At 70.5% G+C, this 26,162-nt stretch carries 19 protein-coding genes and 3 pseudogenes; 8 read left to right on the top strand and 14 right to left on the bottom strand.

The annotated features are described in order from the left end of the window. Positions 1 to 80: 80 nt before the first annotated feature. The gene (locus OG520_RS21730; protein WP_406014267.1) at positions 81 to 1,679 is read right to left on the bottom strand and encodes a polyamine aminopropyltransferase; all 1,599 of its coding nucleotides are present in this window, start codon (positions 1,677 to 1,679) and stop codon (positions 81 to 83) included. Between the two features lie 63 nt (positions 1,680 to 1,742). After that, entirely contained in the window at positions 1,743 to 2,285 is a 543-nt protein-coding gene (locus OG520_RS21725) for a DUF2617 family protein (RefSeq protein ID WP_266417337.1), read from the bottom strand. A 726-nt stretch (positions 2,286 to 3,011) separates the two neighbouring features. Between OG520_RS21725 and OG520_RS21720 the strand changes: the two genes are divergently transcribed. Continuing rightward, positions 3,012 to 4,196 (top strand): pyridoxal phosphate-dependent aminotransferase, encoded by a 1,185-nt coding sequence (locus OG520_RS21720; RefSeq protein ID WP_406014266.1) that lies wholly within the window; start codon positions 3,012 to 3,014, stop codon positions 4,194 to 4,196. 32 nt (positions 4,197 to 4,228) lie between these two features. Here OG520_RS21720 and OG520_RS21715 read toward each other — a convergent pair whose 3' ends face one another. Next, entirely contained in the window at positions 4,229 to 6,373 is a 2,145-nt protein-coding gene (locus OG520_RS21715; protein WP_399329304.1) for an IS1096 element passenger TnpR family protein, read from the bottom strand. Positions 6,374 to 6,778: 405 nt separating this feature from the next. Here OG520_RS21715 and OG520_RS21710 point away from each other — a divergent pair, with 405 nt between their 5' ends. The 3 genes and pseudogenes from OG520_RS21710 to OG520_RS21700 form a co-directional block, all read left to right on the top strand. Next, positions 6,779 to 9,559 (top strand): SNF2-related protein, encoded by a 2,781-nt coding sequence (locus OG520_RS21710; RefSeq protein WP_406016536.1) that lies wholly within the window; start codon positions 6,779 to 6,781, stop codon positions 9,557 to 9,559. Beyond that, entirely contained in the window at positions 9,556 to 10,869 is a 1,314-nt protein-coding gene (locus OG520_RS21705) for an SWIM zinc finger family protein (protein WP_399329303.1), read from the top strand. Before OG520_RS21710 ends, OG520_RS21705 begins: the two co-directional genes overlap by 4 nt. A 45-nt stretch (positions 10,870 to 10,914) precedes the next feature. Beyond that, positions 10,915 to 11,097 (top strand): annotated as a pseudogene (locus tag OG520_RS21700) (aminotransferase); the annotation flags it as partial. A 205-nt stretch (positions 11,098 to 11,302) separates the two neighbouring features. Here OG520_RS21700 and OG520_RS21695 read toward each other — a convergent pair. After that, entirely contained in the window at positions 11,303 to 11,857 is a 555-nt protein-coding gene (locus OG520_RS21695) for a Uma2 family endonuclease (RefSeq protein WP_406014265.1), read from the bottom strand. Positions 11,858 to 12,176: 319 nt separating this feature from the next. Between OG520_RS21695 and OG520_RS21690 the strand changes: the two are divergent. Further along, positions 12,177 to 12,605, top strand: a pseudogene (locus OG520_RS21690) (aminotransferase class I/II-fold pyridoxal phosphate-dependent enzyme); the annotation flags it as partial. Between the two features lie 71 nt (positions 12,606 to 12,676). Here the strand turns inward: OG520_RS21690 and OG520_RS21685 are convergent. The 3 genes from OG520_RS21685 to clpB form a co-directional block, all read right to left on the bottom strand. Next, positions 12,677 to 13,237: a YbjN domain-containing protein gene (locus OG520_RS21685; RefSeq protein ID WP_266417332.1), complete on the bottom strand. Its 561-nt coding sequence runs from the start codon at positions 13,235 to 13,237 to the stop codon at positions 12,677 to 12,679. A gap of 70 nt (positions 13,238 to 13,307) precedes the next feature. Continuing rightward, on the bottom strand, positions 13,308 to 14,561 hold the full coding sequence (locus tag OG520_RS21680; protein WP_406016535.1) for an MFS transporter: 1,254 nt from the start codon (positions 14,559 to 14,561) through the stop codon (positions 13,308 to 13,310). 458 nt (positions 14,562 to 15,019) lie between these two features. Beyond that, complete coding sequence (clpB, locus tag OG520_RS21675; RefSeq protein ID WP_399329299.1) at positions 15,020 to 17,620, bottom strand: ATP-dependent chaperone ClpB; 2,601 nt, start codon at positions 17,618 to 17,620, stop codon at positions 15,020 to 15,022. A gap of 251 nt (positions 17,621 to 17,871) precedes the next feature. Between clpB and OG520_RS21670 the strand changes: the two genes are divergently transcribed. Next, complete coding sequence (locus OG520_RS21670) at positions 17,872 to 18,276, top strand: pyridoxamine 5'-phosphate oxidase family protein (RefSeq protein ID WP_406014264.1); 405 nt, start codon at positions 17,872 to 17,874, stop codon at positions 18,274 to 18,276. Between the two features lie 136 nt (positions 18,277 to 18,412). On the opposite strand, the gene OG520_RS21665 is transcribed toward OG520_RS21670, so the two are convergent. Beyond that, positions 18,413 to 18,733, bottom strand: coding sequence for a (2Fe-2S)-binding protein (locus OG520_RS21665; protein WP_072487853.1), 321 nt, complete (start codon positions 18,731 to 18,733; stop codon positions 18,413 to 18,415). After that, positions 18,730 to 19,005 (bottom strand): hypothetical protein, encoded by a 276-nt coding sequence (locus OG520_RS21660; protein ID WP_399329297.1) that lies wholly within the window; start codon positions 19,003 to 19,005, stop codon positions 18,730 to 18,732. The genes OG520_RS21665 and OG520_RS21660 overlap by 4 nt, the downstream gene beginning before the upstream one ends. Positions 19,006 to 19,106: 101 nt before the next feature. Here OG520_RS21660 and OG520_RS21655 point away from each other — a divergent pair, with 101 nt between their 5' ends. Both OG520_RS21655 and OG520_RS21650 read left to right on the top strand, forming a co-directional pair. Next, positions 19,107 to 20,117 (top strand): helix-turn-helix transcriptional regulator, encoded by a 1,011-nt coding sequence (locus OG520_RS21655; RefSeq protein ID WP_406014263.1) that lies wholly within the window; start codon positions 19,107 to 19,109, stop codon positions 20,115 to 20,117. Between the two features lie 96 nt (positions 20,118 to 20,213). Next, positions 20,214 to 20,864: pseudogene (locus tag OG520_RS21650) on the top strand (LuxR C-terminal-related transcriptional regulator); the annotation flags it as partial. Between the two features lie 53 nt (positions 20,865 to 20,917). Here OG520_RS21650 and OG520_RS21645 read toward each other — a convergent pair. The 5 genes from OG520_RS21645 to dnaK form a co-directional block, all read right to left on the bottom strand. After that, on the bottom strand, positions 20,918 to 21,421 hold the full coding sequence (locus tag OG520_RS21645) for a hypothetical protein (protein ID WP_406014262.1): 504 nt from the start codon (positions 21,419 to 21,421) through the stop codon (positions 20,918 to 20,920). Between the two features lie 213 nt (positions 21,422 to 21,634). Further along, positions 21,635 to 22,081: a heat shock protein transcriptional repressor HspR gene (locus tag OG520_RS21640; RefSeq protein ID WP_072487850.1), complete on the bottom strand. Its 447-nt coding sequence runs from the start codon at positions 22,079 to 22,081 to the stop codon at positions 21,635 to 21,637. 1 nt (position 22,082) lies between these two features. Further along, the gene (gene dnaJ, locus OG520_RS21635) at positions 22,083 to 23,267 is read right to left on the bottom strand and encodes a molecular chaperone DnaJ (RefSeq protein ID WP_385325909.1); all 1,185 of its coding nucleotides are present in this window, start codon (positions 23,265 to 23,267) and stop codon (positions 22,083 to 22,085) included. A 93-nt stretch (positions 23,268 to 23,360) separates the two neighbouring features. Further along, a complete protein-coding gene (gene grpE, locus OG520_RS21630; protein WP_406014261.1) occupies positions 23,361 to 24,011 on the bottom strand; it encodes a nucleotide exchange factor GrpE in 651 nt (216 codons plus the stop codon). After that, positions 24,008 to 25,861 (bottom strand): molecular chaperone DnaK, encoded by a 1,854-nt coding sequence (gene dnaK, locus OG520_RS21625; RefSeq protein WP_266417309.1) that lies wholly within the window; start codon positions 25,859 to 25,861, stop codon positions 24,008 to 24,010. Before dnaK ends, grpE begins: the two co-directional genes overlap by 4 nt. Positions 25,862 to 26,162: the final 301 nt, after the last annotated feature.

Raw genomic sequence — 26,162 nt, 5'->3', positions numbered from 1 at the left:
CGGCTCCCCGGCCCACCGCACGGCAGAACCGCACCCGGCTCCCCGGCCCCCCGCAGACACATGGGAAAGCCACGCCGCACTCACCGGTCCTCCCAGTACCGCGGATGCACCAGCGTCGACGGCGGCAGCCCCGCCGGCCGCGCCCGCTCCGCCTCCCGTCCCGCGTTCACCAGCGCGGGCTCCGTCATCGACCGCAGCGCCGGCGCCCTCACGGCGAGACCGAGCTCCGGCCTCTTCCCCGGACGGGCGAGGACGTAGCCCCAGCCGTGCGCGGGGCGCGCCCGGTGCCTGGCCCGGTCGGGACCGGCCGCGGAATCCGAGAGCCGGCCGCTCATCCAGTACGGGCGGGTGTGCAGGCCCGCCGCCCGCATCGACGCCTCGACCGTCCAGAACGTACGTGGCCGGGAGACCGGCGGGCCCCCGTGCACCACCACCCGGCCGCCGGGCGCGAGTGCCTCGGCGACCAGCCCGTAGAACTCCGCCGAGTAGAGCTTCGTGCTGGTGGAGATCCCCGGATCGGGCAGATCGGAGATCACCACGTCATAGCGGCCGTGCGCCGCCCGCAGCCAGTTGAAGGCGTCCGCGGTGACCGCCGTGAGCCGCGGGTCGCGGAACGCGTGGCCGTTCAGCTCCGAGAGCGCCCGGTCGGTACGGGCCAACCGGGTGACGCCCTGGTCGAGCTCGACCACGGTGACGTCGCGTACGTCCGGATAGCGCAGCACCTCCCGGGCGGCGAGGCCGTCGCCGCCGCCCAGGATCAGGACGCGGGCGTGCGGCCCGTTCATCGCCGGGTGCACCAGCGCCTCGTGGTAGCGGTACTCGTCGCGCGCGCTGACCCGAAGCCGCCCGTCCAGATACAGATCCAGGGAGCTGCGGCCCGACCCGGTCAGCACCACCTCCTGCACCTCGGTCTGCATCGCGACCCGCACCCCGTCCCCGTACACCGCGCGCCGCGCCGCCCGCTCGAAGTCGTCGACCAGTGCGGTGGCGACGGCCAGCACGGCGATCACCGCCACGTTGAACAGGATCAGCAGCCAGCGGGAGCGCGGGTTGAGATCCCGCCGGAACACACACAGCACCAGCGCCCCGCCCGCCGCCGCGTTGACCGCGCCGGTGAACAGCGCCCCGGTGAGCTGTCCGAGCACCGGCAGCAGCAGGAAGGGGAAGGCGAGCCCGCCGACCAGCGCGCCCACGTAGTCGGCGGCGAAGAGATCCGCGACGGCGCCGCCCGCGTCCTGCCGGTCGACGCGCTGGATCAAGGTCATCAGCAGCGGAATCTCCGCACCGATCAGGATGCCGATCGTGAGCGAGAACCCGACCAGGGCGTACCGCGACTCCCCGATCCAGGCGAACGACGCGTACAGCACGAGCGCCGAGGAACCGCCGACGAGCGCGAGGGCCGCCTCGATCAGCCCGAAACCCACTGCGGCATGGCTGCGTAAACGTTTCGCGAGAAGCGATCCGACACCCATCGCGAACACCATCACGGAGAGCACGACCGATGCCTGGGTGACGGAATCACCGATCAAATAGGAGGCGAGCGCCACCAGTTCGAGCTCGTACACCAGACCGCAGGCAGCACAGACGAAGACAGCGGCCAGCACGAGACACCGACCGGTCCTCGGCCGTACGGGAAGACACGCCGCGCCCCCTCGCAGCGGCACCTGCTGGTCGATCATGATGCGAACGCTACGTCACGATCACATCGCAGCCTGTCACCCACAAGGGTGTAAGTGGTGTGCTCACAACGTAGTTGGCACTTCCCGGAGTGCCGTCGCCGGCATCCGCACTCCCACTCGGGTGCGCGTCACCACCAACTGCCCCTCCTGCGGGTACGCGTGCCAGGTGCGCCATCGCACCTGGCCCTCGGTCCGCTGGGCGAGCATGGCGGTGAAGGCGTGCGGGCTGCCGGGGAACGTCCCGGCGAGACCGTGGGGATGGTCGGCCACCAGCGCGAGGAGCTCCTGCGCGCGCCCCGCGAACGAGCCCTCCGAGAGCGTCTCGACGCGTGCCGCGAATTCGTACTCCCATTCCCCGAGCCGCTTGGAGACACCGAGCGGAAGCGGCGTACTGCTGCCGGGGATACAGGCGACGGTTTCGGAACAGGTGCCGCGGTCCTCTTCGAGGAGTACCTGGTGGGAGGCGCCGAGCAGGCGCATCTGCAGCCTGGCGCCCGCGAGATCGAGATCGAGCACGGCCAGGGCGGGGAGCGGCTCCCGCCCGAGCGCCCAGGCCAGGTCGGCAGCACGGGTGTCGGAATAAGCCGTCTGGAGGGTCGTGAGCATGAGTCGGCTCCGCAAGCAAGCGTGGACACATGGACAGGGGACGCCCCCGACGTGACGCACGTGGGAGGTGGGTAGCGCCCGATCAGGTCCAACTGGGGTCCGAGGGCTGAATTTTCTCTCAACCGAGGGAACCACGAATAAGTCGTATCCACAGGGTTTTTACCCAACTTGCCGTGGTTTCCATCCCCTCGGGGGCCTCTCGGATCACCTGTTCACCGGCAACTCGCAAAAAGCCCCAACAAATAGGTGCCCGGCGGGAGTTCACCCGCCGGGCACCTCCGGAACCAGCTGTCCGGGTCAGCTGCCTCCGCCGCATCCGCCCCCGCCGCCGCACGAGGAGCCACCACCGCACGAGGAGTGACCACCGCCGCACGAATGACCTCCGGAGTGCCCACCGGAATGCCCACTGCCGCTGCCGCAGGACGAACCGCCGCCGCCGTCACCCCCGGCCCACCAGCTGCCTCCCGCGGCGCTGCCCGCGGCCCCCCGCCGCGTGCCCCGCCCGCCCGCCTTCGACCGGTTCCCGGCTTTCACCAGGACCGAGACGAGCAGCACGATCAGACCGACCGCGATCACCACTCCGACAAGAACCTTCACCGACCTCACGTCCTTCCGTCCCCCGAAGCGAGGTCCCCCCGCTCCCGTGCGCTTCCTGCGTGTGTGGGGGATGCCCCCGCCCCCGAACCGCCAAAGCAGACTTGAGCAACTCCAGAGCTTCCGCGCAGGATGGCAGCCATGACACAGGGACGACCGCTGCTCAACCGCCGCCTCGCCGAGTTCGGTACGACGATCTTCGCGGAGATGTCGGCGCTCGCCGTACGGACCGGCTCCATCAACCTCGGCCAGGGCTTCCCCGACACCGACGGCCCCGAAGAGATCCGGGAGGCCGCGGTCCGGGCGCTGCGCGACGGCCACGGCAACCAGTACCCGCCGGGCCCCGGCGTCCCCGAACTGCGCACCGCGATCGCCGAGCACCAGCAGCGGCGCTACGGCCTCACCCACGACCCCGACACCGAGGTCCTGGTCACCGCCGGCGCCACCGAGGCCATCGCCGCCGCCATGCTCGCCCTGCTGGAGCCGGGCGACGAGGTCATCGCCTTCGAGCCGTACTACGACTCGTACGCCGCCTGCGTCGCCATGGCGGGCGGCGTCCGCGTCCCGCTGACCCTCCGCGCCCCGGACTTCCGCCCCGACCTCGACGCCCTCCGGGACGCGATCACGCCCCGCACCCGGCTGCTGCTGCTGAACAGCCCCCACAACCCGACGGGCATGGTCCTCACCCGCGAGGAGCTGACCGCCATCGCCGGACTGGCGGTGGAGCACGACCTGCTGGTGGTCACCGACGAGGTATACGAGCACCTGGTCTTCGAGGGCGAACACATCCCGCTGATCTCACTGCCCGGCATGCGCGAGCGCACGGTCTCGATCTCGTCCGCCGGCAAGACCTTCTCGTACACCGGCTGGAAGGTCGGCTGGGTCACTGCCGCCGCCCCGCTCCTCGCCGCCGTCCGGACGGCCAAGCAGTACCTGACCTACGTCAGCGCGGGCCCGTTCCAGTACGCGATCGCCGAAGCGCTGCGCCTCCCGGACGCGTACTTCGACGGCTTCCGCGCCGACCTCCGCCGCAAGCGCGACCTGCTCGGCGACGGCCTGCGGGCGGCCGGGTTCGAGGTCCACCGGCCCCAGGGCACGTACTTCATCACCACCGACATCACCCCGTTCGGCGAGAAGGACGCCTACGCCTTCTGCCGCGCGCTCCCCGAACGCTGCGGCGTCGTCGCCATCCCCAACTCCGTCTTCTACGACGACCCCGACGCCGGCCGCAGCCAGGTCCGCTTCACCTTCTGCAAGAAGGACGACGTCCTCCACGAGGCCGTCAACCGCCTACAACGCCTGGCGCCCTGGGCTTGACGTGCTCCTTGACCTTCGCCGCAGATCCGACGTCATCGTCGGCGCTGGGATCCGACTTTGGTTTCGGACCTACGCAGGCGCTTGGCCAGTGTCTTGTCCCGAGCCCGCAGGTGTCGCCCTGCCGCTTCCAGGACGGCCCGGGTGGCGGGGTGGTCGCAGCGCCACAGATCGTCGGCGGCCTGCTCCAGGAGTGGGAGCACCGAGTCCTCCTCCTGGTCCAGGAACGCGGCGAATGCCTCGTCGGCTACGCCGAGCGGACCCCACAGGTGATCGACGAGCCCCCACAGCTGGAGTTCCCGACCGTGTCCCTCGGGGATCTCACCACGGCCGACCAGCGCGATCGCCGCAGTCTCGGCGCAGCCAGGGACCTGGGATGCTGCGGCTTTGCGCAGGACCGCGAGCGCTCTGGGTTCGTCGAGCTCTGCCAGCACCGGTGCGGCGGCCAGGCGGCGGAGGGCCACGTCGGCCTCCAACCCGGCGCAGGCATCGATGAGCTGGACTGCGGCCGATCCCTGGCCCCGATGGCTGATCCATCCGGTGATCTCGGCCTGGGCGGCGTCCTGGTCGTAGTCGAGCAGGACGTCGAGCAGTGTCGGGGCGTCGGCGTCGGCCAGTTCGCCGATGAGCGGAGCGTGGACTCCCTCGGCGAGAAGGTACTCGCGCAGTCCGTGGCGTCCCAGCGGGGTGAGCCTGAGCCGCGTCCCGAGCAGGGGAGCGTCGTCGCTGTTTTCGGCGCTCCCTTCGATGCCGAGGATGTCGAGGAGGATGTGGTCGCGGTCCCGGCTCGTCTCCGGGCCTGGCTCGACCTCCGCTGCCTGGTACTCGGCGAGGAGCAGGGCCGCATGGTCGAGGATCTGCAGGAAGAGCAGCTCGACCAGTCGTGCCTCCTGCTTGGGGAGGCCCTCGCGGAGTGCACCGACGAGCAGCGCCGTGTCCAGCCATTCGCCGTCGGGAACCTCGTACAGCGCCCGCAGCACCACCGCTGCCAAGCCGTCGCCGTCCTCGTCCTGCATGCCCATCGCGGCCAGCAGCACCGGAGGCAGGCCGAGGTTCCCGAGGTCGTTCAGGGTGTCGAGTTCGTCCTCGAGTGCCTGGCACCAGACCTCCAGTACTCCCTCGTCTCCCACGGTGGCAGGCAGGTCAGTACCCGGACGGGCGGTGCCTGCGCTGATCTCCACCAGGTCCCCGTCCAGGGCGAGCTGCCAGGGGCCGTCCAGGCAGGGCAGGTCGCCGGAGCTGCGCAGGCGGGCCAGCCGCTTGTCGCGCTCCGCGGGCCGGAGTGCGCTCAGCTCGTCGTCCTGGGCCCACAGTTGCAGTTCCTGGACGGCCTGGCGGCCCAGTGCGGGCTTGAGCACGTCGCGGGACGTGACGGCTCGTCCGCCCTGGCACCAGTGGGCCAGGCGGAGCGCGGAGGCGATCAGCGGCACCTGTCGCGCGGCCGCGGCGAGCTCCGCTCGCGGTGCCAGGGAGACGGGTCGCACCGGAACGGACTCCGCGTCCAGGTCCTCGTCGTCGTGGATCTCGCCGCAGGAGCAGCGCCGCCCGCCGGGGGCGGCTTTGGCCGCGGCCCGGGCGGCCGTGGGCGGCTGCGGGTCCAGTCCGGCCAGTTCCTGGTCCAGGGCGTCGCAGTCGAAACAGGCGGGGTCGAACCCCTCCTCACGCAGGGTTTCGACCAGGTCGGTCCATGGCTCGGGGGCCGGTGTGCCGCGGTCCGCGACGGCGTCGAGTACGGCCTGCAGCCCCCAGGCACCGCCGGTGTCCTCGGCGTAGGGCATGGCGCGGCGTCCCCCGGTGCAGCGGACGCGTCGGTCGGGGGACGCCGCGGGGAGGGTCTTCTCAAGGGTGATCTGGTGCCGCCAGTCGTCGCCGAAGTCGTAGGTGTACTCCAGCCGACCGCCTTCGTAGGTCAGTACCTCGGCAACGGTCACGGACTCCTCGTCGGCGTCGCGGAGGGGATCGCGGTCCAACGGACCGCCGAAGTCGACGAATTGGCGGCCCGAGCTGGGCTCGGTGAAGGAATGCAGGTGCAAGTCGTCCCAGCCGAAGCACACTTGGACGATGTCGTGCAGGCAGCCGAGCGAGGTGTCGGCGGGCAGGGTGACCCGACGCCAGATCGGCGGGCTGGTGTCTCGCAGGGCGATCTTCAACTGGTAGGTCGGCACGGACTCGGCGCTCACGGCGAAGGGTTCCCTTGAAAGTGGAGACGGGTTCCGGCACCGGTAAGAGGCTGCGCCCGCATATGTGTCGCGGCCTTCCGTGGCCGGTGCTGGGGCCATCTTCCCGTACTGCGCCGAGTGGGCGAAGCCCTTCTTGGTACGTCATGTCCGCCTGCACGGATAGCCTTGACCCGCCGAGGGCTCGCGGGCAACCCGCACCCTTCCGAGCGGTTGTAGGAGTCTGTGCCAGGAGTGGGCTTAGTGGCGAAGGTTTCCCTGTCGGCAGAGTTCGCTGCCGCCTGCACGGCCGGATCCGGCGAGTCGGCCACGCCAGAGCCGGCGGCTCCGAATCAGGAGCAACTGTTCGCCCGGCTGCCGGAGCTCGCCGCAGGCGAGGCGGTGTTCCTTCCCGCGGATCCGCCCCGGATGGGACGGATGGCGTTCTGGACGCCCGGGGGTGAGCCGCCGGACCTCGGGGTGGAACCCGAGGGGCTCACCGTGGTTCGCCCGCACGGTTCGTCCGTGCGCCGGGCGCGGGTGATCGCCGTGCGGCTGTCGGTGGAGCAGGCGCTGCCGCTGCTGACCGGCTGCCGGGCGCTCGGTGCAGCGGACGGCAGCGGGCGGGCGTCGGCCGGTACCGCGTTCTGGGGCACGGCGGCCCTGCTCGGTCTGCGTCTGCTCGCCCGGGGCAGGATGCTGCCCGGGGTGTCGCCGGAAGGATTCGACGCGTGGCGGGTGGGCCCGCTGGACGCCGAGGACCACGAGCGGCTCAGCTCCCTGGCAGCCGCCATGCCTCCCGAGGCCCGCGCGGTCGCGGTTCCCGGACTCTCTCCCCTTACGCTTCCGGCGGCCGAGCCGCTGCTGCGGGCCTTCCTGGACGCCGTGGCCGACTCCCTCGCCCGCCCTCCCGCCGCCCGCCAGGTGACCGGCGGACCGGCGTTCGCGGCGCGCGCTCCGCAGTCCGTGCCCGAGCAGCGGGACTGGGCGGCGGAGGTCGCCGCCGGCCGCGACACGGGTCTGGCGGTGTCGCTGCGCCTGGAACTGGGCCGCGCGGACTCCTTCCGGGCCGTGGTCCAACTGCGCAGCCTGGCTGATCCCACCGTGCTCGCCGACGCCGCGGACCTCTGGTCCGGGAAGGCCACCGTCCCGGAACTGTTCGGCCCGCGTGCTCAGGTGGACACGCTATTGACGCTGCGGCGGGCCGCACGCGCATGGTCCCCGGCCGGACGGCTGCTGGACTCCGCAGCCCCGGCCGGCCTGGAGCTGTCCGACGAGGAGGCCCAGGCGCTGCTGGGCGACGCGGCGGAAAGCCTCGCCGCCACCGGGGTCGCCGTGCACTGGCCCAAGGAGCTGGTACGCGAGCTGACCGCCTCCGGCGTCCTCGAACCCGTACGCCGCAAGGGGACGCAGTCCTCGGCCGAGTCCTTCCTGTCCTCCGGCAGCCTGCTGGACTTCCGCTGGCGGGTCGCGCTCGGAGACCAGGAACTCACGGAGGACGAACTGGAACGGCTGGTCCAGGCGCACCGGCCGATCGTGCGGCTGCGCGACCAGTGGGTGGTCGTGGACCCGGAGCTGGTCCGCCGCCTGCGACGGGCCGCGCGGTCCAGGACGGCCTCGCTCACCGCGATCGACGCCCTGGGCGCCGCGCTGACCGGCAGCGTCGAGGTGGACGGCGAACAGGTGGCGGTCACCGCGGTCGGCGTACTGGAGGAGCTGCGCTCCCGGATCGCCGACCCCGAGGCACGCGCCGCGCGTGAGCCCCAGGCGCCGCCGGAAACCCTTGTCGCGACCCTGCGCGACTACCAGCTGCGCGGCCTGAACTGGCTGCACCGGATGACCTCGCTCGGCCTGGGCGGCTGCCTCGCCGACGACATGGGCCTGGGCAAGACCGTCACCCTGATCGCACTCCACCTGCGCCGCCAGGAACGGGAAGCCACCGCCGGTCCGACCCTGGTGGTCTGCCCCGCCTCGCTGCTCGGCAACTGGGAGCGCGAAATCCAGCGCTTCGCACCGACCACCCCGGTACGCCGCTTCCACGGCCCCGGCCGCGGCCTGTCCGGCCTCGACGGCGGAGCGGGCGGCGGCTTCGTCCTGACCACCTACGGGACCATGCGCCGCGACGCCGAGCGCCTCGCCGAACGGCCCTGGGGACTGCTCGTCGCCGACGAGGCCCAGCATGTCAAGAACCCGCACGCGCAGACCGCCCGGGCGTTGCGCGGGATCCCCTCGCGGGGACGCGTCGCGCTGACCGGCACCCCGGTGGAGAACAATCTGTCCGAGCTGTGGGCGCTGCTCGACTGGACCACCCCCGGCCTGCTCGGCACGCTCACTTCCTTCCGTGACCGCTACGCCACGGCCGTCGAAGGCGACCGCGACGAACAGGCCGCCCGGCATCTGGCCGCGCTGGTACGCCCCTTCCTGCTGCGTCGGCGTAAGTCCGACCCCGGCATCGCTCCCGAACTGCCGCCCAAGACCGAGACCGACCAGCCGGTGTCACTGACGAAGGAACAGGTCTCGCTGTACGAGGCGCTGGTACGCGAGCTCATGGCCGAAATCGAGGAGAAGCAGGGCATCGCCCGGCGCGGCCTGGTGATGAAGCTGCTCACCGGCCTGAAGCAGGTCTGCAACCACCCCGCACAGTTCCTGAAGGAACCGGCGGGCGCCAAGCTCCCCGGCCGCTCGGGGAAGCTGGAACTGCTGGACGAACTCCTGGACACCGTTCTGGCCGAGGACGGGTCGGCCCTGGTCTTCACCCAGTACGTGGCCATGGGCGCGCTGATCGAACGCCACCTGGCCGACCGTGGCGTCGACACCCTGTTCCTGCACGGAGGCACCACGGTCAAACGCCGGGAGGAGATGGTCGACGCCTTCCAGAGCGGGGAGAAGAAGGTGTTCCTGCTGTCCCTCAAAGCCGCCGGTACCGGTCTGAACCTGACCCGGGCCGGACACGTCATCCACTACGACCGCTGGTGGAACCCGGCCGTGGAGGACCAGGCCACCGACCGCGCCTACCGGATCGGACAGACCCAGCCGGTCCAGGTGCACAAGCTGATCGCCGAGGGGACCGTGGAGGACCGGGTCGCCGAGATGCTCCGGCAGAAGCGGGAACTGGCCGACTCCGTGCTGGGCTCGGGCGAGGCTGCGTTCAGCGAACTGAGCGACCGTGAACTGGCCGAGCTGGTCACGCTGCGAAGGACGGGACAATGACCAGGCGTAGCCGGCCGGGCAAGTCGGCCGCCCGCACCTTTGAGGCACTCCCTCCGGCAAAGGGCAGCCGCGCGCCCTTCGCCGAGTCCTGGTGGGGCCGCGAATGGCTGCGCTCCCTGGAGGAGTCCTCCTTGGACTCCGGCCGCCTCCAGCGCGGCCGGACCTACGCGCGCGGCGGCGCGGTCGGCCCGGTCACCATCGCCCCCGGCTCGGCCGCCGCTCCGGTGCACGGCAGCCGCCGCACCCCGTACCGCTCCAAAGCGCAGGTCGAGCAGCTGACGGACCGGCAGTGGGACCAACTGCTCGACGTGATCGCCGAGCGGGCCGCCAACATCGCCGCACTGCTCGACGGCGAGATGCCCGCCGGCCTCGCCGACGACGCCGCGGCAGCCGGCGTCCCGCTGCTGCCCGGCCCCCGGGACCTCAACCCCGAGTGCAGCTGCCCCGACTGGGGCTACCCCTGCAAACACGCCGCCGCCCTCTGCTACCAGGTCGCCCGGCTCCTGGACCGTGACCCCTTCGTGCTGCTGCTCCTGCGGGGCCGCGGCGAGCGGGAGCTGTTGGACGAGCTCGGCCGCCGCAACACCGCCCGCGCCTCCACCGAAGCCGCAGCGTACGCGGCAACCGCAGGCCCGGACCTCGCCGCACCCCCGGCCCGCAGCGGTGATCCCGCCGGGCCCGCCTTTGCCTCCCGCACCGCACTGCCGCCCCTGCCCGCCCCGCCACCACTACCCGAACAACCAGACCGCGGCCCGGCCCTGGTGACCTCGGCTGTTCCAAAGCCTGGCGTGGACCCGGCTGCGCTCGAACTGCTCGCCGCCGACACCGCGATACGTGCCCACCACCTGCTCGCCGCAGCCCTCAGCGCCCGTCACGCCGACACCGCGCCACCCGCCCCGCTCACCGAGTGGCAGGACGCCGTCCGTTTCGCCGTCGCTCACCCCACCTTGGAGGTCTTCGCCCGGATCTCCTCGGACTGCGGCCGCACCCCCCGCGAGCTCGCCGCCGCCACCCGCGCGTGGCGGCACGGCGGCGCGGCATCCCTGGATGTGCTGGAGGGCCCCTGGAACCCACCCGCCTCACGCATGCAGCGCGACCGCGAGGCGCTGCGCGCGGACTGGGCCGACGGCAAACCACCCCGGCTCCGCTCCTGGCGCAACCGCTGGACCGTCGAGGGCCGCGACGCCCAACTGCGCCTGGGCCGCGACGGACTGTGGTACCCATACACCAAGGATCAAGGCACCTGGTGGCCGGCCGGACCACCCGACGTCGATCCCGCCGTCGTCCTGACCGCCCTCCTCGGAACATGACGCCCGTCTTTCGAAGCACGCACGCCGCCCTGGGCGTCCGACGTCGGAGAGATGGACGCTTACTCCTTCTGCCGAGCACTCCCCGAGCGCTGCGGGGTCGTCACCGTCCCCAACTCCGTCTTCTGCGACCACCCCACCGTCGGACGCACTCAGGTCCGCTTCGCCTTCTGCAACAAAGACGGCGTTCTCGCCGAGGCCACCAGCCGCCTTCGACGCCTCGCGCCCTGACCTCACGCCGCCTTGGGTGCGTTCGAAGCACACGTCTTCGTCGGCAAGAACGTCGACGGTCGGTCGGAGTTCGGCGATTCCGCGCGCGCTGCGGCGCTTGAGCCCGTCGGGTGCGACAGGCCGAGATCCGCGGCCTGCCCCGACCGGACACGACCACGTCCGACGACGGCGGTGCCGACGGCGAGGCCGCACCGGGAATCCTTCGTCAGCGGACGTTCGCCTCGGGCTCAGGACGCGGGAGTTCGTCGAGGTCGAGGGTGAAGGTGCGACCGTCGGCCAGGGGGATGGGCAGCTTGCCCGTGCCGTACTTGTGGGTGTGTGCCGCGATGTAACCGGTGGCGGTCGGCTGGGTGTGGAGGACGACCTCCTGGGCGTAGGGATCCACGACCAGGTAGACGGGGATGCCGTACCGGCCGTACTTCGCGGTGCAGTCGTCGTAGTCCTTGCGTGCGGAGGAGGTCGAGACGACCTCAGAGATCAGCAGGACGTCTTCGAAGCTGTAGCGCTTGCCCTCCCGGCGGGCGTCCTCGCGAAGGATTGCCAGATCGGGGGCGGAGTTCTCGTCGGCGGGGAAATCGATGTAGACGTCAGAAGTGACCTTCGCGTGACGGCCGAGGGCGAGAGCGGAGTCGATCTGCATCGATCTGATGGTGCTGGAGTGCTCTTCGCTCTGCGGAGTCATGATCACCTTTCCGTCGGCCCCGAACAGGACCGTGTACCCCTCGGGGAACTCGGTGTGCACGATCGCGTCGACACTCATGGACGGCTCCTTCCCGTGTGCGGTCAGGATACGGCGGACAGTGTCACGTCTCCGAGAACCCGGCGGTGCGGCTGTGAGACCGGAGAGGTTCCGCGGTCGCACGGCTCCGTCGTCCGGCGGTGACAGGGCCGCTTCATGAGGACGGTCCAGAGTTTGTTCGGAGCCGAAGCGCCACGGGCGGCGACCAAGAAAGCGCGGATGCCTCGGAACCGCGCATCACGGGACGCGCACAGCGGCCCGCTCACCGGCGGTCCCGGAGACGCCCGGGGGGACCTGCTGCGCGGCATACGGATGAGTGCGCGAAAACGGAGTGGCCCGGGTCACTGCCGCCGCCCCGCTCCTCGCCGCCGTCCGGACGGCCAAGCAGTACCTGACCTACGTCAGCGCGGGCCCGTTCCAGTACGCGATCGCCGAAGCGCTGCGCCTCCCGGACGCGTACTTCGACGGCTTCCGCGCCGACCTCCGCCGCAAGCGCGACCTGCTCGGCGACGGCCTGCGGGCGGCCGGGTTCGAGGTCCACCGGCCCCAGGGCACGTACTTCATCACCACCGACATCACCCCGTTCGGCGAGAAGGACGCCTACGCCTTCTGCCGCGCGCTCCCCGAACGCTGCGGCGTCGTCGCCATCCCCAACTCCGTCTTCTACGACGACCCCGACGCCGGCCGCAGCCAGGTCCGCTTCACCTTCTGCAAGCGCGACGACGTCCTCCACGACGCGGTCGGCCGCCTGCGACGACTGGCGCCCTGAAACCGGCGCACCCCGGGGCGGCGGTCGCGAGGACCGCCGCCCCGGGGTGGGCTGTCACTGCCGTACGGGACTCAGGCGCCCGAAGGGGTCGGGTCCCCGCCGTCCGTCTGCTCCTCGGCCGGGGCCAGGCCCAGACGCTCCTGGAGCCACTTGTCGAACTCGATCGAGGCGCGCACCCAGCTGACCGTCGACGAGACGAAGTGCTCCAGGCTGACGCCCGTGCCGATGAGCATCTGCGCCTCACCGATCAGACGGACCGAGGTCTCGGTGTCCTCGGAGCCCTCCTCGGGCTCGTGGGTGTGCGTGTAGACCTTGGGCCACAGGGTGCGGCGGTTCCAGTCGTCGATCGCGTCGAGGAGGACCGGACGCTGGTCCGCGGCGTGCGGGCGGTCGTAGAACGTACGGACCGAGAAGACCTGCTGCTCGTCCTCGCCCCGGAACATGAAGTACGTGCGGAAGTCCTCCCACGGCGCCGCGAGGTCGCCCTCGTCGTCGAGGACGTACTTCAGCTCCATCTGTTCGAGAAGCTGCTTGACGAGGTCCTGGTCAGGGACAACGGGGCCCTCGGGTCCTGCCGCCTGCGGTTCGGGCTGGCCCCCGAAATTCGGAATCGAGGACGGATCGATAGACATCGCTGGGTACTCCTGTGGATCGCACGTGGTTTCCTGCCGACGACCCTAGCCGCGTTTCGCCGGACAGGCCTTACGCCCTCCGGGGAATCATCTCTGCGTCGGCTCCCCGCGCCCGTGTCCAGGCGGCGGCGGCAAGAATCGCGCACAGCACCCCGAGGAGTCCGGACGCGCCGATGGTGTTCGCCGACGAGCCGGACAGCTCCGTCGCCACACCCCCCACGGCGACACCGATCCCCTGCATGGCGGTCACCCCCGTCCTGGCGAGCCCCAGCGCCTGGCCACGCCGGTCGGCCGGGGTCAGGAGCACGAAGGTGGCCCCGGCGGTGATCTGGTAGGCGGAGCACACCCCGGCCACCAGCAGCAGGAACATGGCCGCGCCCACGCCGGGGTCGAGCCAGTAGGCGAGCAGCGGCAGATTCGCACCGATCGCCAATGGCCCGAGCAGGCGGCGCCGCGACTCGTCGCCGACCTTGGCCCGCCCCAGCAGGGCCGCTCCCAGCACCATTCCCGCCGGATGCGAGGCGAGCAGGAGTCCCACCGAGGAGGCGCCACCGCCGGCCTCGTCCGCGAACGGGGCGGCCAGTCCTTCCGGCAGGACGACGAACCCCGCGAGCCACCCCAGCGCGAGCAGCGACCGGAGCCTGCGGTCCGACCAGATCAGCGCGGCGGCACCCCCGACCTGTGCGCCGAGCCGCGGCTTGCGGGCGTCGGCACTCGCCGCGGGACGGGCCTTCACGCCGAACCTGACCAGGGTCGCCGAGAGCAGGAAGGTCACCGCGTTCACGCCCAGGGAGAGGTTGCTGCCCAGCCACGCGGCCAGCAGACCGCCGCCGGCGAAGCCGGCCAGCTGTCCGACCTGGTGGGTGATCTGCATGACCCGTTGGCCGCGTTCGTACCGCTGCGTACCGAGCACGGTGGGCAGCAGTGCGCCCTGGGCGGCGCCGAAGGGTGCCTCGGCCAGCTGCGCGAGCACCAGCAGCCCGGCGAGCAGCGGCAAGGGCATCCCGGGCAGGGCCATCAGCCCGACCATCACCATCCGCACCAGGTCGCAGCTGATCATGACCGTACGCCGGGGGAAACGGTCCGCCAGGCCGGACAGGAGCACCCCGGACAGCAGAGCGGGCAAGGTGGTCAGCGCATACGTCGCCGCGGTCCATCCTGGCGAGTCGGTGCGTTCGAACACGAGCAACGACAGGGCCACGCGTGCCAGCTGGTCACCCAGGATCGACTGGGCATAAGCAGCCCAAAGCGCACGGAATTCGCCAAGGTGGAAGAGATTGTCAGATCTGGGCTTTTCAGGCCCCGGCTTTATCTCATCGCCCATCCGCTCGTTCATGCGGGCACGCTACCGACTGCCGAATTCGGCCCCCAACCCTGCTTGCGAGCAGGCTACGACGGACGCTCCGAGGTGTCCTGATTATTCGCGCACCGCCGGGCGGACACTGCCCGCACCCGAGCAGAAGTCCCTTGTCAGAGGCGGGTGACGCGGCCCGGGACGGCGCCGGGTCCGGAGATGCCACCCCTCGGTGCGGAGCGAGGCGTTTGGCGCAATATCGATGTTGAACAGTGGATCATCGATGACGGCGGCCGCTTTCCCTTTCTCCCGAAATCACCGCAATCCCTCGCTCCTCGCACGGCGGCGCCGACGTGTCCCGGCCGGTACGCACGCCCTTCCGCCCGCTGGTACGGACGGCATGTCCCCGGCCGGGACCCATGGCCCTCCGGCCGGGGACCGGCCGTCCTCCGGCCGGGGACCCTGCATCGAAACAGGCCATGTGACGCCTACAAGGTGCTGCCCGAGGTCGCGGGCCCGACGAGCAGGCCGTCCCCGACCCGGTCCACCCGGACGGTGTCCCCGTCCTTGACCTCGCCCGCGAGGATCTCCTTCGCCAGCCGGTCACCGATCGCCGTCTGGATGAGGCGGCGCAGCGGCCGGGCCCCGTACGCCGGGTCGTTGCCCTCCTCGGCCAGCCAGGCCAGGGCCTCGGGCGTGACGTCGAGGGTGAGCTGCCGGTCCGCCAGACGCTTGGCGAGCCGGTCGATCTGGAGCCCCGCGATGTGGGCGAGCTCGTCGCCGGACAGCGCGGAGAAGACCACCAGGTCGTCGAGCCGGTTGAGGAACTCCGGCTTGAACGAGGCCCTCACGACCTCCAGGACCTGCGCCTTCTTCTCCTCGGGCTTGGTCAGCGGGTCGACCAGGAACTGGCTGCCGAGGTTGGAGGTCAGGATCAGGATGGTGTTGCGGAAGTCCACCGTCCGGCCCTGGCCGTCGGTGAGCCGGCCGTCGTCGAGTACCTGGAGCAGGATGTCGAAGACCTCGGGATGGGCCTTCTCGACCTCGTCCAGCAGCACGACGCTGTACGGGCGGCGGCGGACCGCCTCGGTGAGCTGGCCGCCCTCCTCGTAGCCGACGTATCCGGGCGGGGCGCCGACGAGCCGTGCCACGCTGTGCTTCTCGCCGTACTCGCTCATGTCGATGCGGACCATGGCCCGCTCGTCGTCGAACAGGAAGTCGGCGAGCGCCTTCGCCAGCTCCGTCTTGCCGACACCGGTCGGGCCGAGGAAGAGGAACGAGCCGGTGGGCCGGTCGGGGTCGGCGATACCGGCGCGGGTACGGCGCACCGCGTCCGACACCGCCCGCACGGCCTCGCCCTGCCCGATGAGGCGCTTGCCGAGCTCGTCCTCCATGCGCAGCAGCTTCTGAGTCTCGCCCTCCAGCAGGCGTCCGGCGGGGATGCCGGTCCAGGCGCCGACGACATCGGCGATGTCGTCCGGGCCGACCTCGTCCTTGACCATGGTGTCCTTGGCGGCCTCCTGCTCGGCCTCGCTCGCCTCCGCCAGCTCCCGCTCCAGGCCGGGGATCTCCCCGTACAGCAGCTTGGAGGCGGTGTCGAAGTCGCCGTCGCGCTGGGCGCGTTCGGCCTGGCCGTGCAGTTCGTCGAGACGTTCCTTCAGCTCACCGACGCGGTTGAGGCCCTGCTTCTCCTTCTCCCAGCGGGCGTTGAGGCCGCGCAGCTCCTCCTCCTTGTCGGCGAGGTCGCGGCGCAGCTTCTCCAGGCGCTGCCGGGAGCCGGGGTCGGTCTCGTTCTTGAGGGCCAGCTCCTCCATGTGGAGGCGGTCGACGGCGCGCTGGAGCTCGTCGATCTCGACGGGCGAGGAGTCGATCTCCATGCGCAGCCGGGACGCCGCCTCGTCGACCAGGTCGATGGCCTTGTCGGGGAGGAAGCGGGAGGTGATGTAGCGGTCGGACAGGGTCGCGGCGGCCACCAGCGCGGAGTCCGCGATGGAGACCTTGTGGTGGGCCTCGTACCGGCCCTTGAGCCCGCGCAGGATCGCGATGGTGTCCTCGACGCTCGGTTCGGCCACCAGCACCTGCTGGAAGCGGCGCTCCAGGGCGGGGTCCTTCTCGATCCGCTCGCGGTACTCGTCGAGCGTCGTCGCGCCGACCATGCGGAGCTCGCCCCGGGCCAGCATCGGCTTGAGCATGTTGCCGGCGTCCATGGCGGAGTCGCCGCCGGCGCCCGCGCCGACGACGGTGTGCAGCTCGTCGATGAAGGTGATGATCTGCCCGTCGCTCTCCTTGATCTCGGAGAGGACGGTCTTCAGCCGCTCCTCGAACTCGCCGCGGTACTTGGCACCCGCGACCATCGCGCCGAGGTCGAGCGAGACCAGCCGCTTGTTCTTCAGGGACTCGGGGACGTCGCCCTTGACGATGCGCTGGGCGAGCCCTTCGACGACGGCCGTCTTGCCGACGCCGGGCTCGCCGATGAGCACGGGGTTGTTCTTGGTGCGGCGGGACAGCACCTGGACGACGCGGCGGATCTCCTGGTCGCGCCCGATGACCGGGTCGAGCTTGCCCTCGCGTGCGGCCGCGGTGAAGTCCGTACCGAACTTCTCCAGCGCCTTGTACTGGCCCTCCGGGTCGGGTGTGGTCACCCGTCGCCCTCCCCTGCTCTTCTCGAACGCGTCCAGCAGCTTCTTCGCACTGGCCCCCTGCCCACTGAGGATCTCACCGGCACGGCCGCCCTCGGCGGCGATGCCGATCAGCAGGTGCTCGGTGGAGATGTAGTCGTCGCCGAGCTCCTTCGCGCGCTGCGCGGCATCGGCGATGACGGCGAGCAGCTCGCGGTTGGGCTGCGGCGGGGCGACGGTCGAGCCCGTGACGCTGGGCTGGGCGCCCAGGAGCCGCTCGGTCTCGGTGCGTACGGCGATCTGGTCGGCCTCGACGGCGGCGAGCAGATCGATGATGTTCTCGTTGTCCTCGCCCGCGAGCAGCGCGAGCAGCAGGTGCCCGGGGGTCAGATCGGGGTGCCCGTCCTTCACGGCCCTGCTGGTGGCCGCGTTGATGGCGTCCCGGCTCTTGTTGGTCAGCTCGGCGTCCACGTGCGCTTTCTCCTCCTTGCGGTGGCTGGCTCTCTCCACAACACTGACTTAGTCAACGTGTATAAAGTTGAGTCTATTCCACTCAAGGCGATGTTGAGTCCAATCCACTCAACTTGATGCCGGGAACTGTCCGCGCCAGGAACCGCCCCTTGATCCGCTGCTTCGAGTGAACCGGCCGCACCGGCCCGCCGCCACCGCAGCGGGGCCCACGGCGGGGCCGGCGCCGCGCCCGCGCTGCCTACGCTGTCCCCATGGCAGTCGACGTGACGAACCCCGGCCCCGAGTACCTCGCCTTCTGGCGCGCACGCCATGTGTGCACCCTGACCACGCCCCGCCCCGACGGCACACCTCATGTGGTGCCGGTGGGTGTCACGTACGACCCCCAGACGAGGCTGGCGCGGGTCATCACCGGCAAGAACACCCGGAAGGCCGCCAACGTCCTGGCCGCGGGCCCGGACGGCGCACGGGTCGCCGTCTGCCAGATCGACGGGCGCCGCTGGGCGACGCTGGAGGGGCGCGCGACGGTGCGCACGGAACCCGAGGCGGTGGCCGACGCCGTACGCCGTTACGCAGAACGCTACGAGCGCACGCCGAAGCCCAACCCGGACCGGATCGTCATCGAGATCGCCGTGGACCGGGCGCTCGGCAGGGCCTGACCGGCCCGCGGCCCGTGAGCCGCGCCCGGCGGGGCGGGCGCGGCCGGGAAAAGCACAACGGCGCCATCGTGTTCAGGTCACGATGGCGCCGTTGTGTGGGGGAGTGACTGAGCGACATGGAACGACGGGGGATCGCTCAGGCACTGCGGGGGGTGGCGGAAATAGTCTCTGGCTCGAACAGCTGGTGGTCCCGCCGGTCGAGGTTGACGAAGATCATGTCGTACCGAATCGCACAGCGAACGGGCTGCGGGGCTCCACGCGGCTTGCGGAGGCAGCGGTAGGCACGTACTTCGTCGTCTTCTTCGCGTGCGACAACGATGGGGTCGCCGAACAGAGTGACCATCAACGAGTCGCCACAGTGGGGGATGGCAGTGACGAGATCGATGAAATGCCAGCCTGATCGGTAGGCCGTGGCCATCTCTCGCCGGAAGGTCCGGTCGTCCGGCGGGATGGTCATGCGCCCGGTCGGGCCGGTGCGACGACCCAGCTGATCTCGTCGGAGGCGACCGACGTCCCGGAGAGCCAGCTGATCTCGCCGGCAGGGCCCGAGGCCTCGACGCTCCAGCTGATCTCGCCCGGCCCGGCGCCCGCTTCGGTACTCCAGCTGATTTCACCGTCGGCCTTGGCGGCCCCCGAACCCCAGCTGATCTCATCGCTTCCCAGTACGCCGAAGCCCAGGGCCGCGACGAATGAGACGGCAAGCGCCGAGCGAAGCAATCGCTTATACATAGTCGGCTTCGTCCTCACTTGTGGATTCTTCTCCCCCGCACCTAAGACGATGTCTCACCTGGGCACACGAACACCACCGAGTCGATGCATCATGTTCCTGCATGTTCAGGAACCTGGGGGGTGGAGATATGACCACAAGCAACACAAAAGGTACGCATCCTCACGGGATCACCGAACTATGCGAAGACGGAGGACGTCTCTACGCCAGTGCGCTGCGCTCCGGCCGGATATCGCGGGCCGAGGTGGCCACCGCACCCTGTCTGATGGACTTCGCCCTGCTGCACCCCGACCCCGACGACGCCGAGTGGCTCCGCCCCGTCCCGCCGTCCGCGGCGCTGGCACAGCGATTGAACCCCATCGAACGCGAGATCCAGGAACGCAGAAGACTGTCCCTGGAATTGGCCGAATCGTTCGAACCCTTCATGGACATCAGCGCCCAGGATCCCCCCATCACCCACGCCATCACGGTGCTGGAGGGCAGCAACCGCATCAACGCGGCCCTCGACCTCGCCACCGCCGAGTGCCGCACCGAGGTCCTCACGGTCCAGCCGGGCGGCGACCGGGGCGAGGACCGCCTCCGGGAGGGCCTGGAGCGCGCACTGCTGGTGGTCGACCGCGGAGTCGGCATGCGCACCCTCTACCAGCACACCGTCCGGCACAGCCAGGGCACCCGGGCCTACGCGGAGCGCCTGGCCGACGGCAAGGTCGAGATCCGCACGCTGGAAGAGCTCATCTCGCGCCTGATCGTCTTCGACCGGGCCGTCGCGTTCATCCCGGCCAGCGACGACGACCAGGTCGCCCTCGAACTGCGCCACCCGGGACTGGTCGAGTACCTGATCAAGGTCTTCGAACAGCTGTGGAACCGTGCGTCCCCCCTTCTGGAAGAGCTCCCGTACGACCCTGCCCCCCAGGGCATCAGCGGAGTTCAGCGCTCCATCGCCCAACTCCTCGTAGAAGGCCATGTGGACGACTCGATCGCCCGCCGCCTCGGCATGAACGTCCGCACCTGCCGGGCACACGTGGCCAAGCTGTCCGCCGTCCTGGGCAGTACGAGCCGCGCCCAGCTCGGCTATCTGATCGCCCAGTCAAGGATCCTCGACCAGGATTCCTGACCGGACGTCACCTCGCGCCCCCGCTCCCGGCGGAGTACGTGGCCGCACGACGGGTGGGCGTGGCCACGCCTCGGACGAGTCGGTGGTCACCAATTCCTCGAAGGCTTCCCGCTCATCGACAGAACCATCCACGACGCCCTGAGCGACGCACGGGAAGAGGTCCTGACCCTCCAGCCCGGCAGCACCCGGCCGGCAGAACAGCTCAGGAAGGGACTGGGCCGCGCCCTGTCGACGGTGGAGCGGGGCGCCCGGCTCCGCCACATCTACCAGCATCCGGCGCGCTACAACCCTGCTCTCAAGGCCTATCTGGACGAGCTGCCACTCGGCCGCATCCAGGTCCGCACCATCGAGCAGACGGTCGAGCGACTGCTCATCTTCGACCGCGCCGTGGCCTTCATCCCCGCCAACGCCGAGCGCGACGTGGCCCTGGAGATCCGCCACCCCGCGCTCGTCCGCTATCTGATCCAGGTGTACGAGGTCCTGTGGGCCCAGGCCACCCCGCTCACGGAACCCCTGCAAGCGGCCCCGTCGAGCACCTCCGTCACGGCGGCCCAGATGCGTATCGCCCGCCTGCTCGCCGAGGGAGAAGCCGACCAGGCGGTGGCCCACAAGCTCGGCATCAGCGTCCGCACCTGCCGCGCCCACATCTCCAAGCTCATGCAGACGCTCGGCGCCACCAGCCGAACCCACCTCGGGGCCCTCCTCGTCCGCTCCGGGATCACCGAGACCGATCCGCCGCGCGCGTAGAACCCTTCCTTCCTCGGCGAGGAACGGCCGGAGAAATGGCGCCGGCAAGCCGCTCACCGACGAGCCGCACGCCCGCCCCACCCCGCAAGCAACTCCTCCCGCTCCGCGCGACCGGGAGTGCCGCCGCCATGGGTACGTCCCCAGGCGAGCAGTGCGGCGGGGGTGGCCCGGCCGGTCGCGTAGGCATCGAGCAGGTCCTGCGACAGCCGGTGCTCGGCGGGGCTGTAGGAGGCGGCGGTCGCGATGACGGTCAACTCCACCTCCTCCTCGGGGGTTTCGAGGCGAACGAACATCGCGGGGCCGTCGTCGCCCCCGCCGAACGCCGATGTGATCACGGTGTCCAGCAGAATCCCGGCGGTCCTGGCCACCGAGGACCGCACGGGCGCACCGGCCACCGATACGCGCCGGATGTCCTGCCACGCCCACCGGCCGCCCTGGTCCTCCCCGAGCCCGGTCAGGCCCTCCTCGGTGAGCAGCACGCCGGGGCCGGGGCTGTTCGGCGGAGCGCCTATGTGGGCGGCCGCGTCGGTGATCCAGAAGAGACCGACCATGGACATACGTGACTCCTGACTGCGCCGACGGGCGGGGCCATGACAGGCCCCCGCCCATTGTCGCCAGCCATGATCGAACCGGGGTCGGGTTCCGGACGCCGCACCGAGGGCGTACGACGAAGGGCCGGCGAGCCGACCCGTAAGTCGGCTCCCCGGCCCTTCGTCGCGCGGGTGGGCGGTCCACCGGGCGCAGCCGCGCCCGGCCCGGACCGCCCCCGCTCAGTCCTTGGGACGCTTCGGGCGCCAGACCACCAACGCACTGGTCTGCTGCACATCCTGATACGGCACCAGATCGCGCCGGTACGAGGCGTGGACCTGGGCCTCGCGCTGCTGCATCGCCTGTGCCGCGCCGTCCACGGCCGCCGAGAGCTCGGCGACGCGCTGCTGGAGCGCGGCGACCTGGTTCTCCAACTCGATGATGCGCTTGATGCCGGCGAGGTTGATGCCCTCGTCCTGCGACAGCTGCTGCACGGTGCGCAGCAGCTCGATGTCGCGGGCCGAGTAGCGCCTGCCGCGCCCGGCCGTGCGGTCGGGCGAGACCAGGCCGAGACGGTCGTACTGGCGCAGCGTCTGCGGATGCAGGCCCGAGAGCTGGGCCGCGATCGAGATCACGTACACCGGCGATTCATCGGTCAGTTCGTACGGATTGCGTCGTCGGCCGTCCACCTCAAGCTCCCTTCGCCGCCTGGAACAGTTCCGCCCGCGGGTCATGGCCCGCGGTCGCCTTCCGGTAGGCCTCCAGCGCGTCCCTGGCCTCGTTGCCGAGGTCCTTGGGCACCGCCACCTCGACGGTGACCAGCAGGTCGCCCCGGGTGCCGTCCTTGCGTACGGCGCCCTTGCCGCGGGCGCGCATCGTGCGCCCGTTGGGGGTGCCGGCGGGCAGTTTCAGGGTGACCGGCGGGCCGCCGAGCGTGGGCACCTTCACCTCGCCGCCGAGCGCCGCCTCCGTGAAGTCGACGGGCACGGTGACCGTGAGGTTGTCGCCCTTGCGGCCGAAGACCGGGTGGGCGCCGACGTGGACCACGACGTACAGATCGCCGGCCGGTCCACCGCGCTCGCCCGGACCGCCCTTGCCGCGCAGCCGGATCCGCTGGCCGTCCGAGACGCCCGCCGGAATCCTGACCTGCATGGTCCGGGAGGACTTGGCCCGTCCGCTGCCCTTGCAGACATCGCAGGGGTCCTGGGCGATGAGGCCCCGGCCCTTGCAGTCCACGCAGGGGTCGGTGAGCGAGAAGCCGCCGCCGGTGCCGCGCGAGACCTGGCCGGTGCCGAGACAGGTCGGGCAGACCCTGGGGGTGCCGTTCTTGTCACCGGTGCCGGAACACGCCTTGCAGGGCGCCTGGCTGGACATCCGCAACGGGACCGTGGCCCCGTCGACCGCCTCGGTGAAGCTGAGCGTCACCTCGGACTCGATGTCCTGGCCGCGGCGCGGCTGCACCCGGGTCCCCGTGCCGCCCCGGTTGAACAGGCCGCCGAAGACATCGCCCAGACCGCCGCCGCCGAAACCGCCGGCGCCGCCGCCCTGGCCCCCGCCCTGGGTGCCTCCGAAGAGGTCGCCGAGGTCGAAGTTGAAGTTGCCTCCCGCTCCTCCGGGCCCGGCCCTGAAGCCGCCGTTGCCGAAGAGGGCGCGTGCCTCGTCGTACTCCTTGCGCTTCTTGCTGTCGCCGAGGACGTCGTTCGCCTCGGAGATCTCCTTGAAGCGCTCCTCCGCCTTGTCGTCACCCTTGTTGGCGTCCGGGTGGAACTCGCGGGCGAGCTTCCGGTACGCCTTCTTGATCTCGGCGTCGGTGGCGTCCTTGGGGACGCCGAGGACCTTGTAGTAGTCCTTCTCGACGAAGTCCTTCGTGCTCATCGACGTCCCTCCTTCCGGACGATCGGCCATGCGACCGGCCCGTGGGCCGGTCGCATGGCCGGGCGGTGGGCCGCGAGGTGGTCAGACGGGATGTCAGACCTCCTCGGTGTCACCGCTCTCCTCGTCGGTTGCCTTCTCTTCCTTGGCTGCGGCCGGCGTCGCCCCCGGCTGGGGTTCGGCCACCGCCACCCGCGCGGGGCGGATGGTGCGCTCGCCGATCCGATACCCCGGCTGCAGGATCGCCACGCAGGTCGTCTCGGTGACATCCGGCGCGTACGAGTGCATCAGGGCTTCGTGGATCGTCGGGTCGAAGGGCTCGCCCTCCTTGCCGAACTGCTGCAGGCCCAGCTTGGCGACGACCGTCTCAAGAGACTCGGCCACCGACTTGAACCCGCCCACGAGCTCGCCGTGATCCCGGGCGCGGCCGACGTCGTCGAGCACGGGCAGGAGCTCGGACAGGAGACCCGCAACAGCGATCTCCTTGACCGTGGCCCGGTCCCGCTCGACGCGGCGGCGGTAGTTCTGGTACTCGGCCTGAAGCCGCTGGAGGTCGCCCGTGCGCTCGTTGAGCGCGGTGCGGACCTGGTCCAGCTGGGCCGTCAGGCCGACTGTCTGCACTCCGTCCCCGGCCGGGGCCGCCCCCTCCTCCGAAGAGGAAGAGGCGTCCTTCGGCTCGGCTCCGTCAGGGGTGGCGCCGGAGGGGACGTCGGGCTTCTCCTCGAAGCCCGGGGTCTCCTCGGTCACACCGCACCGCCCTTGGCGTCCTTCTCGTCGTCCACGATCTCGGCGTCGACGACATCGTCGTCGGCCTTGGCCTGCTGGGCGCCCGGCTGCGGGTCACCCTGCGGGCCGCCGTCGGCCTGGGCGTTGGCGTACATCGCCTGGCCGAGCTTCTGCGAGACGGCCGCGACCTTCTCGGTGGCGGTACGGATCTCGGCGGTGTCCTCGCCCTTGAGCTTCTCCTTCAGCTCGGTGAGCGCGGTCTCCACCTCCGTCTTCACGTCACCGGGGACCTTGTCCTCGTTGTCCTTGAGGAACTTCTCCGTCTGGTAGACGAGCTGCTCGCCCTGGTTGCGCGACTCGGCGGCCTCGCGGCGGCGGTGGTCCTCCTCCGCGTACTGCTCGGCCTCCTCACGCATCCGGTTGACCTCGTCCTTCGGCAGCGAGGAGCCGCCGGTGACGGTCATCTTCTGCTCCTTGCCGGTGCCGAGGTCCTTGGCGGCGACGTGCATGATGCCGTTCGCGTCGATGTCGAACGCGACCTCGATCTGCGGGACGCCACGCGGGGCCGGAGGCAGGCCGGTCAGCTCGAACATTCCGAGCTTCTTGTTGTACGCCGCGATCTCGCGCTCGCCCTGGTAGACCTGGATCTGCACGGACGGCTGGTTGTCCTCGGCCGTCGTGAAGATCTCGGAGCGCTTGGTCGGGATCGTGGTGTTGCGCTCGATGAGCTTCGTCATGATGCCGCCCTTGGTCTCGATGCCGAGGGACAGCGGGGTGACGTCGAGGAGCAGGACGTCCTTGACCTCGCCCTTGAGGACACCGGCCTGGAGCGAGGCGCCGATGGCGACGACCTCGTCCGGGTTCACACCCTTGTTGGCCTCCTGGCCACCGGTCAGCTCCTTGACGAGCTCGGCGACGGCCGGCATACGGGTGGAGCCACCGACGAGAACGACGTGGTCGATCTCGGAGAGCTGGATGCCCGCGTCCTTGATGACGTTGTGGAACGGGCTCTTGCAGCGGTCCAGGAGGTCGGCCGTGAGCTGCTGGAACTGCGAGCGCGTGAGCTTCTCGTCCAGGTGCAGCGGGCCCTCGGCGGACGCCGTGATGTAGGGCAGGTTGATCGTGGTCTCGGTCGAGGACGAGAGCTCGATCTTCGCCTTCTCCGCAGCCTCGCGCAGACGCTGGAGAGCCATCTTGTCCTTGGACAGGTCCACGCCGTGACCGTTGGCGAACTGCTTCACCAGGTAGTCGACGACGCGCTGGTCCCAGTCGTCACCACCGAGGTGGTTGTCACCGTTGGTGGCCTTCACCTCGACGACGCCGTCGCCGATCTCCAGCAGCGACACGTCGAAGGTGCCGCCACCGAGGTCGAAGACGAGGATCGTCTGGTCGTCCTTGTCGAGCCCGTACGCCAGCGCGGCGGCGGTCGGCTCGTTGACGATACGCAGGACGTTCAGGCCCGCGATCTCGCCGGCCTCCTTCGTCGCCTGACGCTCGGAGTCGTTGAAGTACGCGGGGACGGTGATGACCGCGTCGGTCACCTTCTCGCCCAGGTACGACTCGGCGTCACGCTTCAGCTTCTGCAGGATGAAGGCGCTCATCTGCTGCGGGTTGAAGCTCTTGCCGTCCAGGTCGATCTTCCAGTCAGTGCCCATGTGGCGCTTGACGGAGCGGATGGTCCTGTCGACGTTGGTCACTGCCTGGCGCTTGGCGACCTCGCCGACCAGCACCTCGCCGTTCTTCGCGAAGGCGACGACGGACGGCGTGGTCCTGGCGCCCTCTGCGTTGGTGATGACGGTGGGCTCGCCGCCTTCGAGAACGCTGACGACGGAGTTAGTCGTGCCCAGGTCGATGCCGACCGCACGTGCCATTTCAATTCCTCCAGCTTGACTACTTGAGTGGATCTGACTCAAGGATGCATGACACCCGCCCCACTGTCAACAGACTTGAGTCGAAGAGGCTCAACTATCGTGCACGCACCCTGCGCCAACTGGGGATTCCCGACCTTACGACCGACGCGCGACTCCACCCATGAGGCACACACGGGGGTGCGAACGGGGCACGCACCGGCCGATCGCACGCGACACTCCCCGCCCCCCTGGCGGCGCAGCCCCTCCCCATCATCACCCCCGTGGGATCGTTCTGTCACAAAATGCCGTGAGCCACGCAAAA

Source organism: Streptomyces sp. NBC_00984, from assembly GCF_045162475.1.
Classification (GTDB): Bacteria; Actinomycetota; Actinomycetes; order Streptomycetales; family Streptomycetaceae; genus Streptomyces.
This window is presented reverse-complemented; position numbering and strand designations above follow the sequence as displayed.

Excerpts from the sequence above, each read along its gene's own strand:
- OG520_RS21730 (WP_406014267.1), bottom strand. The coding sequence starts at position 1,679 with ATGATCGACCAGCAGGTGCCGCTGCGAGGGGGCGCGGCGTGTCTTCCC.
- OG520_RS21725 (WP_266417337.1), bottom strand. The coding sequence starts at position 2,285 with ATGCTCACGACCCTCCAGACGGCTTATTCCGACACCCGTGCTGCCGAC.
- OG520_RS21720 (WP_406014266.1), top strand. The coding sequence starts at position 3,012 with ATGGCAGCCATGACACAGGGACGACCGCTGCTCAACCGCCGCCTCGCC.
- OG520_RS21710 (WP_406016536.1), top strand. The coding sequence starts at position 6,779 with ATGGGACGGATGGCGTTCTGGACGCCCGGGGGTGAGCCGCCGGACCTC.
- OG520_RS21705 (WP_399329303.1), top strand. The coding sequence starts at position 9,556 with ATGACCAGGCGTAGCCGGCCGGGCAAGTCGGCCGCCCGCACCTTTGAG.
- OG520_RS21695 (WP_406014265.1), bottom strand. The coding sequence starts at position 11,857 with ATGAGTGTCGACGCGATCGTGCACACCGAGTTCCCCGAGGGGTACACG.
- OG520_RS21685 (WP_266417332.1), bottom strand. The coding sequence starts at position 13,237 with ATGTCTATCGATCCGTCCTCGATTCCGAATTTCGGGGGCCAGCCCGAA.
- OG520_RS21680 (WP_406016535.1), bottom strand. The coding sequence starts at position 14,561 with ATGGGCGATGAGATAAAGCCGGGGCCTGAAAAGCCCAGATCTGACAAT.
- OG520_RS21670 (WP_406014264.1), top strand. The coding sequence starts at position 17,872 with ATGGCAGTCGACGTGACGAACCCCGGCCCCGAGTACCTCGCCTTCTGG.
- OG520_RS21665 (WP_072487853.1), bottom strand. The coding sequence starts at position 18,733 with ATGACCATCCCGCCGGACGACCGGACCTTCCGGCGAGAGATGGCCACG.
- OG520_RS21660 (WP_399329297.1), bottom strand. The coding sequence starts at position 19,005 with ATGTATAAGCGATTGCTTCGCTCGGCGCTTGCCGTCTCATTCGTCGCG.
- OG520_RS21655 (WP_406014263.1), top strand. The coding sequence starts at position 19,107 with ATGTTCAGGAACCTGGGGGGTGGAGATATGACCACAAGCAACACAAAA.
- OG520_RS21645 (WP_406014262.1), bottom strand. The coding sequence starts at position 21,421 with ATGTCCATGGTCGGTCTCTTCTGGATCACCGACGCGGCCGCCCACATA.
- dnaJ (WP_385325909.1), bottom strand. The coding sequence starts at position 23,267 with ATGAGCACGAAGGACTTCGTCGAGAAGGACTACTACAAGGTCCTCGGC.
- dnaK (WP_266417309.1), bottom strand. The coding sequence starts at position 25,861 with ATGGCACGTGCGGTCGGCATCGACCTGGGCACGACTAACTCCGTCGTC.